Source organism: Maritalea mediterranea, assembly GCF_021568695.1.
GTDB classification, from domain to species: Bacteria; Pseudomonadota; Alphaproteobacteria; order Rhizobiales; family Devosiaceae; genus Maritalea; species Maritalea mediterranea.
On the sequence record NZ_JAKGTI010000001.1, the window covers coordinates 1,607,571 to 1,624,846 of the forward strand.

The 17,276-nt window shown below is 53.1% G+C and carries 15 protein-coding genes; 10 read left to right on the forward strand and 5 right to left on the reverse strand.

Translation table 11 applies throughout. The features are described from left to right. Positions 1-42 precede the first annotated feature (42 nt). Both L1I42_RS07770 and L1I42_RS07775 read right to left on the reverse strand, forming a co-directional pair. Entirely contained in the window at positions 43-852 is an 810-nt protein-coding gene (locus L1I42_RS07770; RefSeq protein WP_236113906.1) for an SDR family NAD(P)-dependent oxidoreductase, read from the reverse strand. 17 nt (positions 853-869) lie between these two features. After that, positions 870-2,417: an extracellular solute-binding protein gene (locus L1I42_RS07775; protein WP_236113907.1), complete on the reverse strand. Its 1,548-nt coding sequence runs from the start codon at positions 2,415-2,417 to the stop codon at positions 870-872. A gap of 477 nt (positions 2,418-2,894) precedes the next feature. Between L1I42_RS07775 and L1I42_RS07780 the strand changes: the two genes are divergently transcribed. The 4 genes from L1I42_RS07780 to L1I42_RS07795 all read left to right on the forward strand — a co-directional run bounded on the left by L1I42_RS07780 (position 2,895) and on the right by L1I42_RS07795 (position 7,449). After that, positions 2,895-3,854, forward strand: coding sequence for a sugar ABC transporter substrate-binding protein (locus L1I42_RS07780; protein ID WP_236113908.1), 960 nt, complete (start codon positions 2,895-2,897; stop codon positions 3,852-3,854). A 97-nt stretch (positions 3,855-3,951) separates the two neighbouring features. Then, positions 3,952-4,926 carry an ABC transporter permease gene (locus L1I42_RS07785; RefSeq protein WP_236113909.1) on the forward strand — a complete coding sequence of 325 codons (975 nt, stop codon included), beginning with the start codon at positions 3,952-3,954 and terminating at the stop codon, positions 4,924-4,926. 7 nt (positions 4,927-4,933) lie between these two features. Beyond that, the gene (locus L1I42_RS07790) at positions 4,934-5,938 is read left to right on the forward strand and encodes an ABC transporter permease (RefSeq protein WP_236113910.1); all 1,005 of its coding nucleotides are present in this window, start codon (positions 4,934-4,936) and stop codon (positions 5,936-5,938) included. Further along, positions 5,935-7,449: a sugar ABC transporter ATP-binding protein gene (locus tag L1I42_RS07795; protein ID WP_236113911.1), complete on the forward strand. Its 1,515-nt coding sequence runs from the start codon at positions 5,935-5,937 to the stop codon at positions 7,447-7,449. The genes L1I42_RS07790 and L1I42_RS07795 overlap by 4 nt, the downstream gene beginning before the upstream one ends. Positions 7,450-7,550: 101 nt before the next feature. On the opposite strand, the gene L1I42_RS07800 is transcribed toward L1I42_RS07795, so the two are convergent. The 3 genes from L1I42_RS07800 to L1I42_RS07810 are packed head-to-tail and all read right to left on the reverse strand — an operon-like array spanning position 7,551 to position 11,067. Next, entirely contained in the window at positions 7,551-8,867 is a 1,317-nt protein-coding gene (locus L1I42_RS07800; RefSeq protein ID WP_236113912.1) for an aspartate aminotransferase family protein, read from the reverse strand. A gap of 38 nt (positions 8,868-8,905) precedes the next feature. Next, the gene (locus L1I42_RS07805) at positions 8,906-10,219 is read right to left on the reverse strand and encodes a glutamine synthetase family protein (protein ID WP_236113913.1); all 1,314 of its coding nucleotides are present in this window, start codon (positions 10,217-10,219) and stop codon (positions 8,906-8,908) included. Further along, positions 10,216-11,067, reverse strand: a complete 852-nt coding sequence (locus L1I42_RS07810; RefSeq protein WP_236113914.1) for a MurR/RpiR family transcriptional regulator — start codon at positions 11,065-11,067, stop codon at positions 10,216-10,218. Before L1I42_RS07810 ends, L1I42_RS07805 begins: the two co-directional genes overlap by 4 nt. A 123-nt stretch (positions 11,068-11,190) precedes the next feature. Here L1I42_RS07810 and L1I42_RS07815 point away from each other — a divergent pair, with 123 nt between their 5' ends. From L1I42_RS07815 to L1I42_RS07840, 6 genes are read left to right on the forward strand one after another with little or no spacing between them, the layout of a single operon-like run. Continuing rightward, the gene (locus L1I42_RS07815; RefSeq protein WP_236113915.1) at positions 11,191-12,969 is read left to right on the forward strand and encodes a branched-chain amino acid ABC transporter ATP-binding protein/permease; all 1,779 of its coding nucleotides are present in this window, start codon (positions 11,191-11,193) and stop codon (positions 12,967-12,969) included. Between the two features lie 28 nt (positions 12,970-12,997). Further along, the gene (locus tag L1I42_RS07820; protein WP_236113916.1) at positions 12,998-14,155 is read left to right on the forward strand and encodes an ABC transporter substrate-binding protein; all 1,158 of its coding nucleotides are present in this window, start codon (positions 12,998-13,000) and stop codon (positions 14,153-14,155) included. 18 nt (positions 14,156-14,173) lie between these two features. Then, entirely contained in the window at positions 14,174-14,893 is a 720-nt protein-coding gene (locus tag L1I42_RS07825) for an ABC transporter ATP-binding protein (protein ID WP_236113917.1), read from the forward strand. 1 nt (position 14,894) lies between these two features. Beyond that, complete coding sequence (locus L1I42_RS07830; RefSeq protein ID WP_236113918.1) at positions 14,895-15,788, forward strand: branched-chain amino acid ABC transporter permease; 894 nt, start codon at positions 14,895-14,897, stop codon at positions 15,786-15,788. A gap of 10 nt (positions 15,789-15,798) precedes the next feature. Then, the gene (locus L1I42_RS07835) at positions 15,799-16,572 is read left to right on the forward strand and encodes an N-formylglutamate amidohydrolase (RefSeq protein WP_236113919.1); all 774 of its coding nucleotides are present in this window, start codon (positions 15,799-15,801) and stop codon (positions 16,570-16,572) included. Continuing rightward, on the forward strand, positions 16,569-17,213 hold the full coding sequence (locus L1I42_RS07840; protein ID WP_236113920.1) for a cysteine hydrolase family protein: 645 nt from the start codon (positions 16,569-16,571) through the stop codon (positions 17,211-17,213). The genes L1I42_RS07835 and L1I42_RS07840 overlap by 4 nt, the downstream gene beginning before the upstream one ends. The last annotated feature ends 63 nt before the right edge of the window (positions 17,214-17,276 follow it).

A 17,276-nucleotide genomic window follows, 5' to 3' on the forward strand; every position in this document is an offset into this window, starting at 1 on the left:
AAATCTGGCGGAGCAGCTATATTGGTTGGGGCTATTGAGTGGTCATTGCATGATCATGCCGCCATCAATCATGATGAGCTGGCCGGTCATGTAGTCACTTTCATCTGAGCATAAGAAGGCCGCCGTGCCTTTCACATCGTCAGGGGTCGACAATTGCTTCATCAGGATCATGGTTTGCGCCAAATGATCCATGGATTGGCCTTCTTTTTCGAACATGCCAATCTCAACCAAATCTTTGTCCAACTGCTCCCAGAGCTCGGTTTTCACCACGCCAGGGCCATAGCCATTCACGGTAATTTTGTGCTCCCAAAGGGCTTTCGCGCCGCCAATAATCATGGCGAGAGCGGCGTATTTTGAGCAAGAGTAAGGAATAACGTCTAGAAATGCGGTGCGAGAAACGATCGAGCCTACATTGATGATTTTATAAGGATGATCTTCCATTGGGCCTTGCTTGATCATCTGACGTGCTGCCTCTTGCATGCCCAACAGCATGCCCTTGGCATTCACATTCATGATCATGTCCCAATTCTCTTCATCGATGTCCATAAACATGCGCGGCTTATTGATGCCGGCATTCATCAGGGCCACATTGATGGAGCCAAACGCTTCAACGGTTTTGGCCACAGCGGCGGCATTGTCCGCGCGGCTGGTGACATCAAGCTTCACGGCAACTGCTTCGCCGTTGCCCGCGTTATTAATCCGCTCAGCAACTTCTTGGACCCCGTCAACATTCACATCACCAAGGCAAACATTTGCCCCTTGAGCTGCGAAATATTCTGCATTTGCTGCCCCCATACCTTGAGCGGCACCAGTGATGAGAATATTCTTTCCTTTCAAACGATTAGGGTCCATTTTTTCCTCCTCGAAACCTAAGTCTGCATGATTTGTTCAGCGCGTTCCTGTGCCCGCTGCAACGCCATTTCGGCGGGTTGGACCCCGCGCAACATGTCGTGCAGCTCTTCGCCACAAACGCGAATAATGTCGGTGATCTGCGGTATGGGTGGCCGCGGCCAGAATTGCAGCTCGTCGCGCCAAGACATGCCGTCCACCGCCTCAAACACAATTGAGGAGCGGCGCACTTCCGGGTCGGACGCCACCGAATATCTCGGGTTGGTCAGGCTGCCATTTTGGATGTAGAGTTTTTGTGCCTCTGGCGAGGTGAAAACAATCAACGCCTCCGTTGCAGCATGCAGGCGATCTGGCGCAATATTGGTTGGTATCGCCAGCGCGTATCCGCCCACCGGTGCAATTTGCTGCGCACCCATGCCTGATGGGTGCGGCAGATAACCGGTTTGTCCTGAAGCTGGTGAAGTCGAATCCTGCTCGAAATATGGGGCAAGCAATGTGTAGCCATAGGCCATGGGGATCTCACCGGAGGCATAGGGACGCACCCTTTCAAACCAAGACATGGAAAGAATGTTTGGCGGCGAATATTTCAGCAACTCCAGCAAATAGTGCGCCGCAGCCAGCCCACGCTCGGTATTGATGCTGATCTTATAATCTTCGCTGGCAAGCTTGGAGGCATCATACCCGCCGGCAATTTCAGGCAGGTCCAGTATGGGTTGCCCAAAATCGGCCAACGTCATCAAAAAGGTGTGCCCAAGCGCGGTGCCCTTGGCCGCGTTCCACGCAATGCCATAGCGTCCTTGCGTTGGGTTATGGAAATAGGCGGCTGCCCGCAACACCTCATCGGTCGTCACCGGCGGTTCAATGCCCGCATCCGCGAACAGATCTTTGCGATAGAACAGCAATTCCGGCGTTGTTTGCGCAGGCACACCATAGGCACGGCCATCCCAATGGGTGGCGGACCAGCCGGCTGTGTGAAAATCTGCAGGGTCCAATCGTGCGGGGTCCAAAACGGAATCGAGCGGCAACAACACGCCTTTTTCCACCAATTCGCCAATCCACGGCAGGTCGACTGCCACAATGTCATACATGCTGGCCTTGCGATCGGCATTGCGCAGAATCTCCTCTCGCAAGCGGTCGATCGAAAATGCCCTTTGATGGATCGGCGTGCCAACTACCTGTTCAAATTGGCGCTTCAATGACTCCATCACCATGAAGGTTGGGTCACCGTGCACCAATACGCGCAATCCGCCGTTCAACTTCAATGGCTCAGGCAAAATTTTCATGGGTGGGATAGATTTAGCGGCCATGTATGAACCACCAAAGTAATAGTCTGCCGCTCCCTCTTCGCCTTCTGCACCAACAAAGCTTTGACTAGCGAGACGCTTTGCACGTTCGGAAAACTGCATCCAAGATTTCAACAGCTTGTCGCTTGGATGCATGGAATAAGTCTTGCCGGACTGGGTGCGCGGGCGTTGGTCTACAAGACCGCGCTCCACCATCTCATTCAAACGGCGGTTCGCCGTCGCATAGGGAACGCCAGACGCACCAATCAGTGATGTTGGCGTCACCGTCTTCCCTAAAAAGTGGTTTTGAATGAGATGCAAAGACATTCTGATATACGGATTTGGCGCGTATACCTCAAAAGCATGGTCAAGTTCGTCCATAAAGCTGTCGAGAAATTCAACAGTTTGCAGGATATCTACCCTGTGCTGTGACGAAGTTGCCTGTTCTGATGCGCCATTCCTCCCCATGATTTTTGGCCTCGCTCTTAAAGCGTTCGCCATGGCTGTTTTTGACCGTCGAGAACCATCATGTTTTCCTTTCGGCATGTTCACCTCCATAAAATGTTCAAACTGAATGCCGTTAAATGCCCATTCTATCCATATTGGACTAAAAAATATCCATCATGGATATTATTTCGACTATTTATGTGTGAGTTATTTGCTTCAATCGAGTGAGCTATTCGATCTCGGATGGTGTCTTGGGTTTTCACCTCAAGAACAGTTTGTGAATTCGATTCACTGGAATTCATTGGGAGGAAAGAAATGAATTTGAAAAAAACGCTTGTCGTTTCAACAGCTTTAGCAACGTTTGCGATGGCGGGGGCTGCCAGCGCAGCTGACTTCACCATTGGCATCACGCAAAATAATGTGGGCGTCGACAGCTATCAAACCACCTATGAAAAGGCCTTTATCGCGGCGGCGGAAGCAAATGATAAAGTTGACGCTGTGGTGTTGGATGCCGGTGGCGACGTTGCCCGCCAGATCGCGCAGATGGAAGACCTTATCCAGCAAAAAGTGGACGCCATCATTATCTGGCCAACCAATGGACAAGCGGTTATCCCGGCTGTGCGCAAGGCATTTGGTGCCGGCATTCCCGTGATTGTAACCAACTCGAACATCGCTGCAGAAGGTGCTGAGTTTATCGCCTCCTTCTCTGGGCCCGATAATATCACTCAGGGTTCTCGCTCAGCCGAAATTATGTGCGACAAATTCAAGGAAATGGGCATCGAAGACGAAGCCCAGATCGTCCAGATTTCTGGTCAGCCCGGCTATACAACCGCTATTGAGCGGGCCGCTGGTTTTGAAGATCGTCTCCCCGAAGTTTGCCCGAATGTGACGCTTATGGAAACTCAGCCGGGTGACTGGAATCGAGAGAAATCACAGCAGGTTATGGAAGCCTTCCTGGTGAAATATGATGATATTGATGGTGTATATTCCGGTGACGACAATATGGGTGTGGGCGCCCTGAACGCAGCCAAAGCTGCTGATCGTGCCGATGACATCATTTTCGTTGGGGCCACAAACTTCGCTGTGGGCTATGAAGCCATGGAGCGCGGCGAATATTGGGGGTCAATCTACCAGTCTCCCGTTGATGATGCGGAAGCTGCATTGAAAACGGCCATTGATGTGTTGGAAGGCAAAGACGTGCCGCTTTTGAACTATTTCGACACTCCAAAGATTACGCAGGACAACATGTCCGAGTTCGATAAGCCTGTTTTCTAGGCAACGCTATGTCAGGCACGTGTGAATAGTGTTCACGCGTGCCTGAGCTATACTTATCTTTCAAAATTTGCCGCACCGTTTGCTTTGAGGGGGGACCATGGCGCAGGGTAATTTGAAGGTGATCGGGGAGTTATTGGCCAAGCATGGCATCCTCGTTGCCTTTATCATCTTCATGATTGTATTCACCGTGCTAAACCCACGCTTTATCACATCTGATAATGTGCTTGGGGTCGTGCGGTCATCTGCCATTCTGGGCGTGATGGCCATCGGCGTCACCTTTGTGGTGGTGAGCGGCAATCTTGATCTATCTGTCGGCTCCATGATGTCCTTCTCCACCATTGTTGTTTTGGACCTGCACGATAAAATCGGCCCAATTCTGGGCATACCCGTGATGTTTGCGATGACCATGGCCCTTGGGGCGCTCATCGGATTTCTGGTGGGGTATCTCAAGCTAAATTCGCTCATTGTAACGCTGGGCATGCTCTCAGCCATTCATGGACTAACCTTGACCTATAGTGGCGGCAAAAACATGGACATCGCCGACAAAGACGGCACATGGTTCAGCATCTTCGGGCAAGGCGAGATATTAGGACTACCTGTCCCGATTTTGCTTTTCGCGTTGCTGGCGGCGGGGTTAACCCTTCTCCTCTCAAAGACACCATTTGGCCGAAAAGTTTATGCGGTTGGCGGCAACGGGGTTGCCGCCACCTTTTCCGGCATTCCGCGCGCGCGTATCGTGTTTTACTGCTACCTCATTTCCTCATTTTGCGTGGCCGTGGCAGGGCTTATTCAAGCCAGCCGAAGCCTTGGAAGTCAAAACACAGTGGGTCAGGGCCTTGAACTTGAAGTTCTTGCCGCCGTCATTTTGGGCGGCGCCTCTTTGTTAGGGGGCTCTGGCACCATTTTTAAAACCGTGATCGGTGTGCTCATTCTCGGCTTTATACAAAATGGACTATTGCTGATCGGGCTTGAGTTCTATGTGCAGTACATCGTCACCTGGGTCATCATCATTCTGGCGGTCTGGCTCGATATTGCCGCCAAACGCGGCCAATTGTGGTCGCCAATCGCTTGAGGACCTGATGATGAAGAGGACAATTTTTGCAAAACACCTCCGCGAAAGCGCAATCTGGATCTTTATTGCACTGGAGTTGGCGTTTTTTGGCATTGCCGGCGAGTTCTTATCGCTGTCCGAAGGCAGCTTTTTGGCCCCGGACAATATGCTGCTTTTGATCAAGCAAACCGTGCCCTTGGGGATCATTGCGCTTGGCATGACCATCATCATGATTAATGGCAATATCGACCTTTCGGTGGGCCCGATCTTTGCCCTGTGTGCCATCGTGCTTCTTGATACAATGACCTGGCCGATTTTTGCCGGTCTCGGCGATTGGGTGATCCCCGTTTCTTGGACATTGGCCATTCTGGTCGGCAGTATATTGGGTGCGATAAATGGCCTGATTGTTTGGAAAACCGGCGTGGACGCCTTCATTGTCACCCTTGGCTCCATGCTTGGTTATCGTGGGCTGGTGTTCCTTTATAATGGCGAGCAGCCCACCTACCATTTGAACTGGACTTTGGTCGACATTGCGGAATCGACACCTCTGGGCATTCCGTTGCCCATCTTGATTTTTGCGGGGTGCATTGCTTTCACATGGTGGCTGACAAAACGCACGGCCCATGGACGCAACGCCTTCGCCATAGGCGACAACCGCACCGCCGCCGTCAATGCAGGCATTCGGGTGGGGCCGCACATGGTGTGGAACTATGTATTGATCGGCTTTCTCGTGGCGGTGAGTTCCGTCACCTTCTATTCGGCCAGCGGGTCGGTGAACCCTAATGACGGGATGCTGTATGAGCTTTGGATCATCACAGCCGTTGTGCTGGGTGGCACCAAACTTGCCGGTGGCCGCGGCTCGATCATCGGCACAGTAGGTGGCGTGATTGCCATCCAGTTGATGCGCAAAGGGCTGGGCCATATCGGTGCAGATACGGCCATGGTGAACCTGGTGATCGGCAGCATTTTGATTGTGGTTCTCTATATTGACCGCCAGCTGAACCGCAAAGGCGAACAGGAGTTGAAGGCATGAGTGATCAAAAACCGGTTCTGACCCTCAAAAATATCGTCAAAACCTTTCCTGGTGTTATCGCGCTGAATAAGGTCAGTCTTGATATTTTGCCGGGCGAAGTGCACGCTCTGATGGGCGAAAACGGCGCCGGCAAATCAACGCTGATGAAGGTTTTGGGCGGCATCTATCAGCCCGATGAGGGTCAAATCCTAGTGGCCGATAAGCCAACCATTTTGCGCACACCGCTTGAGGCAAAGAACAAAGGCATTGTGTTCATCCACCAGGAGTTGAGTCTTGCCGAAGAACTCTCAGTTGCAGAGAACATCTATATGGGCGAGTTGCCCTTGAAAAGCTTCGGCCGGGTCGACTGGGCCAAGCTTTATAGCGACGTTGATGAAATCCTTGATCGACTGAATTGTGGCTTTAAAGCGCAAACCATTGTGGGCGACTTGTCAATTGCCAACAAACAGATGGTTGAAATTGCGCGTGCCCTAACGGTGGACGCAAAAACAGTTATTTTTGACGAGCCCACCGCCTCATTGACCGATGCCGAAAAAATTGTGTTGTTTGACATCATCGAGGACCTGAAATCAAGGGGTGTGGGTATTGTCTATATTTCCCACCGGATGGAGGAAATTTTCCGGATTTCTGATCGCATTTCGGTGCTGCGCGACGGCGAATATCGCGGCACACTCAAGACCAGCGAGACAGACCATGATGAACTGACCAAACTGATGATTGGTCGCAGCCTTGAACACACCCGGCCTGAAGAATCGGCGACAAAAGAAGAGATCACGCTGGAAGTGAAAAATCTGAGCTGTGGCGATTTGTTTAAGGATGTGAGTTTCAATGTCCATGCTGGTGAAGTGGTTGGCTTTTACGGACTGGTGGGCGCTGGCCGCACCGAACTGGCGGAGACGATCTTTGGCATGCGGCGCAAGACCAGTGGCGAGATCTATCTCAATGGCAAACATGTGGAGATTAACTCGCCCGCCGACGCCATCAATCATGGTATTTCCTTGGTGCCGGAAGACCGAAAGGGGCAAGGGCTGGTTTTGGGTATGAATTGCCGAGAAAATATGACATTGCCACAGATCGACGACCTGACCGTAGGCAACCTGACAGCACCAGCAGCGGAACAGGATATTTTCCAAAAATACAAGGAAAAGCTAGAAATCAAAACGCCCAATTGGAAGCAGATTGTGGGCAATCTCTCTGGCGGCAATCAGCAAAAGATTGTCATTGGCAAATGGCTGTCGATGCACCCCAACTTGCTAATCGTGGACGAGCCGACCCGCGGCATTGATGTCGGGTCTAAATCGGAAATCCATAACCTTATCCGGGAGTTGGCGGGCCAGGGCTATGCGGTCATCGTCATTTCGTCCGAAATGCCAGAGATCTTGAGCGTTTCAGACAGAATTGTCGCCATGTTCCACGGCGAAATCATGCATACATTCACCTCTGATGAGGTGACAGAAGATAAGCTTGTTCAAGCCATTTCGGGCATCTATGAAAATGATAGCGCTGCCTGATCTGCGTGTTTATCGGTCTGAGAACCTTGGAGGTGAGCCGATCAATTTCAAGGATACTTTGGTAAACGTTTGTAAGAAAATGAAATAGAGAGCCAAGCCAATCACCACCCTGTGAATTCAGCCACCTCATCGTCACCAACCATGCCTGACGCAGCATCTTTGATCGCCTGCGCCAATATTTGCGCGCCGGTCTCCGCTTCATTTTCAGTTAGAATAAGTGGCGGTGTCAGTTCGAGCACGTTGGAATTCATACCCACATAATAAAAGACCGCGCCAAGTTGCCATGCTCGGTAAACAGTTTTGCGCGCCAGATCTGCATCTGGCTCAGCATCCTCCTTTCTTATGAGCTCGACACCAATGGCCAACCCCCGTCCGCGTATATGCCCGACCTCAGGTTGCTGCGCCGTTGCACCGGCGATATGGCTTGTAAGGATGCGCCCGACTTCTTGTGCTCTTGAGACGAGACCCTCCGCCTGAATCGTTTTCAACACAGCCAGAGCCGCCGATGCACAAACGGGATTGCCGTGCAACGTCTGCATGGAGAATGCTGGCGCGTGATCCATGAGCCAAGATGGGCCAACAACAGCTGAAATGGGTAAGCCACCCCCCAGCCCTTTGCCAAAAACTACGATATCCGGCACGATGCGCTCATGTTCAAAACAATGCAAAAGACCCGAGCGCGCCAACCCAACCTTCACTTCATCACAAACCGTCAGTATTCCATAATGCGCACATATTTCTGACAGACGCGCCAGAAAGCCTTCGGGCGGAACAATTAAACCACCATCTGCCTGAATAGGCTCTATGAAGAAACAAGCCACCTCATCGCCGGGACAACTTGTCGCGAGCAAACGTTCAATATGGGTCAGCAAAGCATCGCCGGTGGGGTCGTTTTCAAACGGCCGAAAGGAATCGGGGTAAGGCACCAAAGTGAGGCCCTCAGCCTTTGTAGCACCCTCTTGAGCACTATGTCCTGATACAGACATCGATCCTTGCGTGCCCCCGTGGTAAGCTCCCGAAAATGCCATGATGCGCGACCTCCCGGTAGCAGCAGGCACAACCCGCGCAACAGTTTCATTTGCATCACTCCCAGAATGTCCCAACCAAACGCGGCGATGATCGTCCTTTCCGGGCGTCAATTTCAACAGCATTTCAGCCAATTCGACTGCGGGTTCATTTGTTCCCGAAAGGATCGATGCGCCAGCCTGATTGGACAGCGCCCGCTCTATAGTTGCCCGCATAGCAGGATGACCATGTCCAAGACTAGCCGCGCCCCACGACGCAGAGAGATCCAACAACTCCCGCCCACCTTCTTCGATCAGCAGGCAACCCGCACCACCAGTAACAGAAAGAGGAAAAAACCGCAGTTTCTGCAGCGATGAAAGGGCTGCCCTATCGCGCTCATAAAGGGGTGTCATGTTCGTTTTGCTCCAGTCCGCCAATCAGATTTAGCCGCTCAATACACCTTGGAGTAGAGCGCGCATTTTTCGAGATCGGACAAGTCTTTGACATGTTCAATCTCGGCGCGTTTGAGGGCCAGATAGACGTCGCTGAATTGCGGATCAAACCAAGAGCGCACGGTTTCATTTTGCTCGAACCGATCAAGTGCCTCGCTCAATGTTTGGGGCAAACGCACATAGCCGCGCGCGTGCAACTCGCTCTCAGGCAATTCGGACAAATCTTCTTGTGTCACATCCGGCATGGGCAAATTGTCTTCAATGCCTTGTGCACCGGCATGTACCAATGCGGCCATCACCAGATAGGGGGAGGCGGCGGCGTCGGCAGCGCGGAATTCAAAATTATATTGCTTGGCGCGTTTCTTTTCGTCTTTGGCGGTGATCGGGCAAATCCGCACTGAGGCTTCCCGATCATGATAGCCAAGATTATTGTACGCGGCGCTCCAACGATGCGGGGTGAGCCGCAAATAAGAAATGTCGCTTGGGGCCGTGAGCGCCAAAAAGCTATCGAGATATTTCAAAATACCGGCAATAAAAGACCCAGTTGTGGCGCTCATGCCATAAGGATGGTCGGCATCATAGGTGGCCGGCGCATCGTGCTGATCCAAAAAGCTGATATGCACGTGCACGCCATTGCCCACACCGTCGGGGTCGATGATCGGTACAAAGCTGGCATGATGGCCCATGGTGCGGGCCAAACGTTTTGTCAATTCGCGCAACAAAACCGCCCAATCTGCAGCTTTTTTGCCCAGCGCTGGCGCATTGGTCACTTCAAACTGACGGGCACCATATTCTTTTAAGAATGTGTCGGGCTTGATGCCCCCCGCCTCCATGGCGGCCACCAGTGCCTCACCAAACACGCGGTGATGGCTGAAGGCCCCATAATTGAAGGCCTCGCCAGGTTGCAGGTCAAGATCGGGCATTTGAAACTCATGTTCGAAGGCGGCATTGACCTGCAAACCCGCGGCACGATCCAGCCGTTCAAGTGCGGCTTGCAATATGGAGCGTGGGCACAGCCCCCAAGGGGTGCCATCCAACGTGCAAATATCGCCAAGCGCCAGGCGTTCAGCGGGGTTGCCTTTTTCGAACTCAACGCAGATTTCCGCCTTCTCGTCTGGAACAATAACCAAATCGCCCAAAGCACCAAACGGCGACGGCGCAATGCCATCAAAGCAAGTGATCAGGCTGTTGGTCGGTACCCAGCCAATCCCTTTTTTTGCGCGACCAGCGCGTTCAGACACGGGAAAGGCTTTGCCACGTACTTGACCAGACAAGTCACAGGTCGCGGCAAAAACAAGTGGGCTATTGATCATATTTTACGTCCTTCAAAATTCAATCGAGCCGCGTCCCAGGCTTCAATGCGATTGCGGGTTTGATCCCAGTTGGTCTCGGTCACACGGGCGACAATGGCCTCAGCCAGAGCCAGCGCCGCTGCATAACTGTCCCAAACAGTTCCGCTATCAATGGGGACGGGCAAAACTTCTTGTGCATCTTTTGAAATGGGCGACATCCATTTATCGGTGATCAGCACCAGCCGGGCACCTTGATTATGGACCGCCATCTGCGCCAATTCGGCGAGTGATTTTTGATAACGCCGAAAGTCTATGGTCACCAAAATATCCTTGGGCCGCATGCGCAGCAAATATTCCGGCCATACTTCAGGGTCCGAGGGCAAGTGAAACACATTGGCGCGATATTGGCGCAAATGACGCGACAGATATTGCACGATAGGGTCACTCATCCGACCACCAATCAAGAAAAGCCCGCGTTTGTCATCTGACAACATAGCGCAGACCCGCTCAAATTGGCTGGCGGCGATCATGTCGCAGGTTTCGTGCAGCAATTGCTCGGCCCGCTGAAAAAATCCTTTCAAATAATCGTCGCCTTCCACCTGTCGCCTTGTCGGGTGCAAATCCACTGGCGATTTTTGGCCTTCTTTCAATTCAGCAATCAGTTGCTGCTGGAAATCTTGAAAGCCCGCATAGCCAAGCTTGGTCACAAAACGAGAGATGGTGGGGGCAGAAACGTTGGTCTTCTCGGCCAACGCCTGAATGGGCGCCAACCCAGCAAACGGATAATCCGCCAATATAGCAGCGCTGAGCTTGCGCTCATTGGCGGTAAATTCATCCGCTTTTTCTGCGAGCTGTACCCGAACTGTCATAAATTCCTCCCCACATTTGCCATTATTGCAAATGAAAAAAATTCGTCAATCAAAATTTTATATGTTGACTTTGAAAAATATTTATCAAATCCTAAAAGCGTCCAATCTCTTGGGGGAGAATAAATGATCACTGCACCACAGCGCCATATTGTTTTTGCCTCGGCGGCGATTTTCCTGGTGATTATCGCGATTGCCGGCCTCACCAGTTTTGGCAGTGGTGCCTTGGAACGCACCATGATCGTGTTTCTGGTTTCCCTAATCGGGGTGGCTGGCATTGGCGTATATAGCGGCAATAGCGGCATTTTGAGCTTTGGCCATGTGGGCTTTATGGGCATTGGCGCCTATTGCGCGGCACTGCTCACATTGCCGGTGCCGTTGAAAACAGCAACCCTGCCCAATCTCCCCAGCTGGTTGGCGGCCACGCAACTTGACTTTGTTTCAGCAACCCTCATTGCCGTGCTGTTTGTCGGTGTGGTCGCCGCCATCATCGGGGCGGCAATCGGGCGATTGGAAGGCTCTGCAGCCACCATCGCCACCCTTGGTCTCCTGATTATTGTGCATGGCGTCACCATTGGTTGGCGCGATGTCACGCGGGGGGCACAAACCTTTTTCGGCGTGCCGCGCGAGACCACGCTATGGACCGCCGCCATCGCATGCATCATTGCCCTGATCGCGGCGCGGCTCTATCGGGATTCGGTGTCTGGTTTACGCTTGCGCGCCGGGCGCGACAATGCCATCGCCGCCAATGCTGTGGGCATCAATATTCAAAAAGAGCGCCTGATTTCTTTTATCGTGAGCGCCATGTTGATGGCCTTGGCTGGCTCGTTGCTGGCGCATTTTCTGGGCGCGTTCAGCCCCAAAAAGTTCTATTTTACGGACACATTCTTTTTGCTGTCCATGTTAATTGTCGGCGGCATGTCCACAGTCACCGGGGCCTTTACGGGCGCAGTGGTGATCACATTGATCACCGAAATTTTGCGTCGGTTTGAAAGCGGCTTCACCCTGTTTGGGTTTGAGATGCCCACCATTTTCGGCACCACCCAGATCGGCATCGGGTTAATCATCTTGTTCGCTATGTTCCGTAAGGCCAATGGTTTGGCCGGGCTCAAGGAATGGGAAGAACGATTCTTCGCCCGCGACATCTCTCCCCCAAATGCTCCCGTGGCCGCAAGGCCGGTGGAAGAGCGCACCGAACTGCAAGCAAGTGGACTGGTTATGCAGTTCGGTGGATTGACGGCGGTGAATGATGTGTCGCTGACCCTTAAACCCGGTGAGATTTTCGGCCTGATCGGCCCCAACGGGTCTGGCAAAACCACAGTGATGAACATGCTGTCTTGCGTGCTGAAGCCAACAGTGGGCAGCGTGAAACTGGGCGAGATAGAATTGATTGGCCGTAAATCCAATCAAGTGGCCAATTTCGGCATTGCCCGTACCTTTCAAAATATCCGCTTGTTCCCGGATTTGACGGTTTATCAAAACGTGCATGTGGCCGCGCTGTCTACCCGAGGGGGGCAGAACGCTGAGGCACGCACCTATGCGGCCCTGGAGCGGTTGGGCATGTTGGATCGCGCGGATGCGGATTCCGGCACCCTGTCCTATGGCGATCAACGCCGGGTGGAAATTGCCCGCGCCCTCGCCTGCGAACCCACCTTGTTATTTTTGGATGAGCCTGCCGCGGGCATGAACCGCGAAGAGACAGATGGTCTGATGGAAACGCTGCGCAAGCTTTGTGCGGAGTTGGGCATCGGCATTCTGATCGTCGATCACGATCTAAAATTGATCAATGAGCTTTGCGACCGCGTCGCGGTCCTAAACGAAGGCAAAATGATTGCTGAGGGGACACCTGAACAAGTCCGAAACAACCCAGCCGTTGTGGAAGCCTATTTGGGCCGGTCGGCATAGCCGACCCGCCATAAAAGGAGAGGAAGACATGAAAAAGACTTTGCTCACGACCGGTATTTTGGCCATGGCCCTTTCGGGTAGCGCCTATGCCGACACACTTAAAGTGGGTGTGGCCACCGCGCAAACCGGCGCTTTGGCCCACTATGATGGCCCCGTCGTTGAGGGCCTGCAAATGGGCGTTGATGAAATCAACGCGGCCGGAGGTATTGGCGGCACCCTTAAAATTGAACTGGTGCAAAAAGATGTGCGCTCAGACGCGGCGCAAACCGCCATTGCCACGCAGGAACTGGTTGACGCCGGCGTTAAAGTGCTGATCTTGCCATGTGATGCGGATCCATCATTGGCGGCAATTTCCATCGTAGACAGCGCACAAGTGCCCGCCATTTCCACCTGCGCCTCATCGCCCACCCTGCCCATGATTGGCGGCGACTATATGTTTGCCAACTTCCCGGGCGACAATGTGCAAGCCACCGTGTCTGCCCAATGGGCATATGACCAGGGCATGACAACGGCCTATATCGTCTATTCGCCAGATACCCAATATACCTCCATGCCGCTCTATTTTGCGGATGTTATGGAAACCTTGGGCGGTGAAGTTGTTGGCAAAGACACATACACGCTTGGCCAACAGGATTTCTCTGCGATTGCCACTCGAATTGCCAATATGGATCCTCAGCCAGATGTCGTGATGACATCTGCTTATGAGCCTGACTTCCCATCCTTCATCAAAGCGTTGCGGGCAGCGGGTGTCACCAGCCAGGTGATTGGTTCTGACGGCATTGATAGCCCAACCACCTTTGCAATCGGGCCAGCAGCTGACCGTTTGGTGTTCACCACGGCCGGTCACCCCACTGAAAACAGCGCAATGGCTGAGTTTAATGCCAAATACAAGGAAACCTATGGCGAAGAGTCCCAAACAGTGTTCAACGCGATTGGTTACGACTTGGCGAAAGTGATTGAAGCCGCCAGCCTTGCGGCGGGGCCTGATGCCACCTCACAAGAATTGCGCGATGCCATTGCCAATTTGGAAAATGTGCAGGGTGCAACCAGCCTGATCACCTACAAAGGCACCAACGGCATGCCTGTGCGGGAAGTGACCTTGATCGGAGTGATGGATGGCAAACGTCAATTGATTGGCCAGCCTTCTCCTAATCCAGCCATCATTCCTGCCCCCAAAATGCAGTAAGGCAAAGGAGCATTGATCATGGTTCAACCGCTACTCCAAGTCCGTTCGCTTGATGTGCGCTATGGCGCGGTCCAGGCGGTTGACGGGATCAATTTCGAAGTTGAGCAGGGCGAGATTATTGCCCTGCTCGGCGCCAACGGCGCAGGCAAATCTTCAACCTTGAATGCCATTGCCGGGCTGGTGCCCACCTTCGGTGGCGAGGTACAATTCGACGGGCAAAATATCACCAATCTGCGGCCTGAAATGTTGCCTGGCTTGGGCATAACCCTGTCGCCTGAAGGGCGGCGCGTGTTCGGCACATTAAGCGTGGCAGAGAATTTGCAAATGGGCGCCTTTGGCATGAAGGACCCACACGAAATCGCTGCCGCGTGGGATCGGGTCTATACCCTCTTTCCCATTTTGGCGGAGCGGCGCGACCAATTTGCAGGCACCCTTTCTGGCGGACAACAACAAATGCTGGCCGTTGGGCGCGCGTTGATGAGCAACCCCAAAATGTTGCTGCTGGACGAGCCGTCCCTTGGCCTCGCACCCAAAATTATAGAACAGATTTTTGAACTGATCACCACATTGAACCAGCAAGGCGTGACCATTTTGGTGGTGGAGCAAAATGTCTCCATGGCCCTAGAAGTGGCCAACCGCGCCTATGTGCTGGCCAATGGACGGATCGCCACCTCTGGCGCGGCGAAAGACCTTGCGGCCAGCACCAACTTGCAAAATGCCTATTTAGGGGGCGCGTAAAATGGAACTCTTTTTACAACAAACGGTCAATGCCTTCGCCCTTGGCGGCACCTATGCGCTTTTGGCGCTTGGCTTGGCGGTGGTCTTTTCCATTATGGGCCTGATCAACTTCGCCCACGGCGAATTGATGACCATTGCTGGCTATGTGCTGATGTATTGTGGCTTGGCAGGCATCTCATTTGTGTTTGCCGTGCCGCTCGCCCTTCTCGCGTCCACTTTCGCAGCAGTGTTGATGGAGCGCGTCGCCTTTAGACCTGTGCGCAACAGTTCGGGCGCCACCATGTTGGTCACCAGCTTTGCCGTGGCGATGATTTTGCAAGTCTTGTTCCAAAACCTGATTTCAGTGCGGTCACAACCGGTGCTATTGCCCGAAGCCCTTTCCGGCAGCATCATGATTGGTGGCCTGGTGATCGGCGTCAATAAATTGGTTGCGATCATCTCAACAGTGATCATGCTGATCTTTCTGGATCGCTTTTTGTCAAAACAGAAATATGGCATCGCCATGCGCGCTGCGGCAGAAGATTTCGCCGTTGCCCGTCTGATGGGTATCCGCGCCAACACCGTGATTGCCGGGGCATTTGCCATTTCTGGTCTGTTGGCGGGCGTGGCCGCCATCCTTTGGGTCAGCCAGCGGGCTTCCGTTGACCCTCTTATGGGCTTCACCCCAGTATTAAAAGCGTTCATTGCGGCCATTCTCGGCGGCCTGGGCAGTTTGCGCGGTGCGGTAGCAGGCGGGTTTCTCCTGGGCTTTATCGAGATCTATCTCGCCGCCTTCCTGCCGCCCGCGCTGCAGGAGTTCCGAGACCCGATTGGCCTCGGCCTTGTGGTCCTCGTGTTGCTGATGCGCCCCAACGGCCTATTGCCAGCCGCTTCTTTGAAAGCCGAAAAAGTTTAGGAGACGCGACATGGCTTTAACTGACCCTGCACAGCGTCTTCTCACAGACGCTGACCCGAACCCCATTGACTTTTTCAACCCCGAAGGCGATGCCGACGTGCTTTTGGTGTGCGAACATGCAGGACAAATGGTGCCCGAAAAACTCAATGGTTTAAATCTCGCCGACACCGATATGGACAAGCATATTGGCTGGGACATTGGCGCGGCAGCCGTCACCAAAAGGATGGCCAAACTGCTGAATGCCCCTGCGCTCTTGCAGCGCTATAGTCGGCTGGTTGTGGATTGCAACCGCCCGCCGGAGGCACCCGATGCTATGCCTGAAATTGCGGACAATGTGCCAATTCCCGGCAACCAGAATTTGAGTGCCATAGCCCGACAACAGCGCGTTGATGAAATCTTCTGGCCGTTTCACCACGCGGTGGAAGACGCCATTCACTCCAAGCGTTATCGCTTGGTGCTCTCAATTCACAGTTTCACGCCAACATTGGGTGAGGAGCCCCGACCGTGGCCCCTCGCCTTTCTCTATCGGGGTGATGCGGCGACGCCGACCATGTTGGCAAAATATGTTCAGCAGGCACAACCAGACCTCGCCATCGGCATGAATCAGCCTTATCAAATAGATGATGAGAGCGATTGGTTCGTGCCGCATCATGGTGAGCGAAACAATATTCCACATTCTTTGATTGAAATTCGCAACGATCAAATATCGACAGAGAATGGACAAAATCTATGGGCCGCGCAGCTGGCCCTGGCGACCACACAATATTTGGATGATTTATCATGACCCCACTTTCGCGCAATATTCCACTTGACGCCCATCAATCCGGCATCCTGTTTATCGATGTTCAAAATTTCGCCGCCAAACGCGACGGTGGCGAATTCAAGGATCTGAGCGATGCTGATTTTGAAAAGGACTATGGCTGGTTCTTTGAGCAGATGAAGCAGCAGGTGGTGCCCAATATGCAAAGGCTGCAACAGGCGTTCCGGGCAAAAAAAATGGAGGTGCTGTACACCACCATTGAAAGCCTCACCTTGGACGGACGTGACCGGTCGCTCGACTACAAAATTACCGGGTTCAACGTGCCCAAAGGGTCCTGGGACGGCCAAGTGATCGACGAACTGGCGCCGGGTGAGGATGAAATTATATTCCCTAAATCCTCTTCATCGGTCTTTGTGTCGACCCACATCGATTATGTGTTGCGCAATCTGGGCATTAAGCAGTTGGTGATCTCTGGGATCATCACCGACCAATGTGTGGAAAGTGCCATTCGTGATGCCTGCGATTTGGGCTATCTGGTCACCCAGGTCACCGATGCCTGCGCCACCTATAGCCAGGCGCGGCATGATAATTCACTCAACACCATCAAAGGCTATTGCCGACAGGTGACCACCGACGAGCTGCTGGCCGAAATTAACGGCTCGTAAACCTGGCAAGCGGGAAACACCTCTGCCGCTGATAACACGTCGCGAAAGCCCCGGGACCGAACG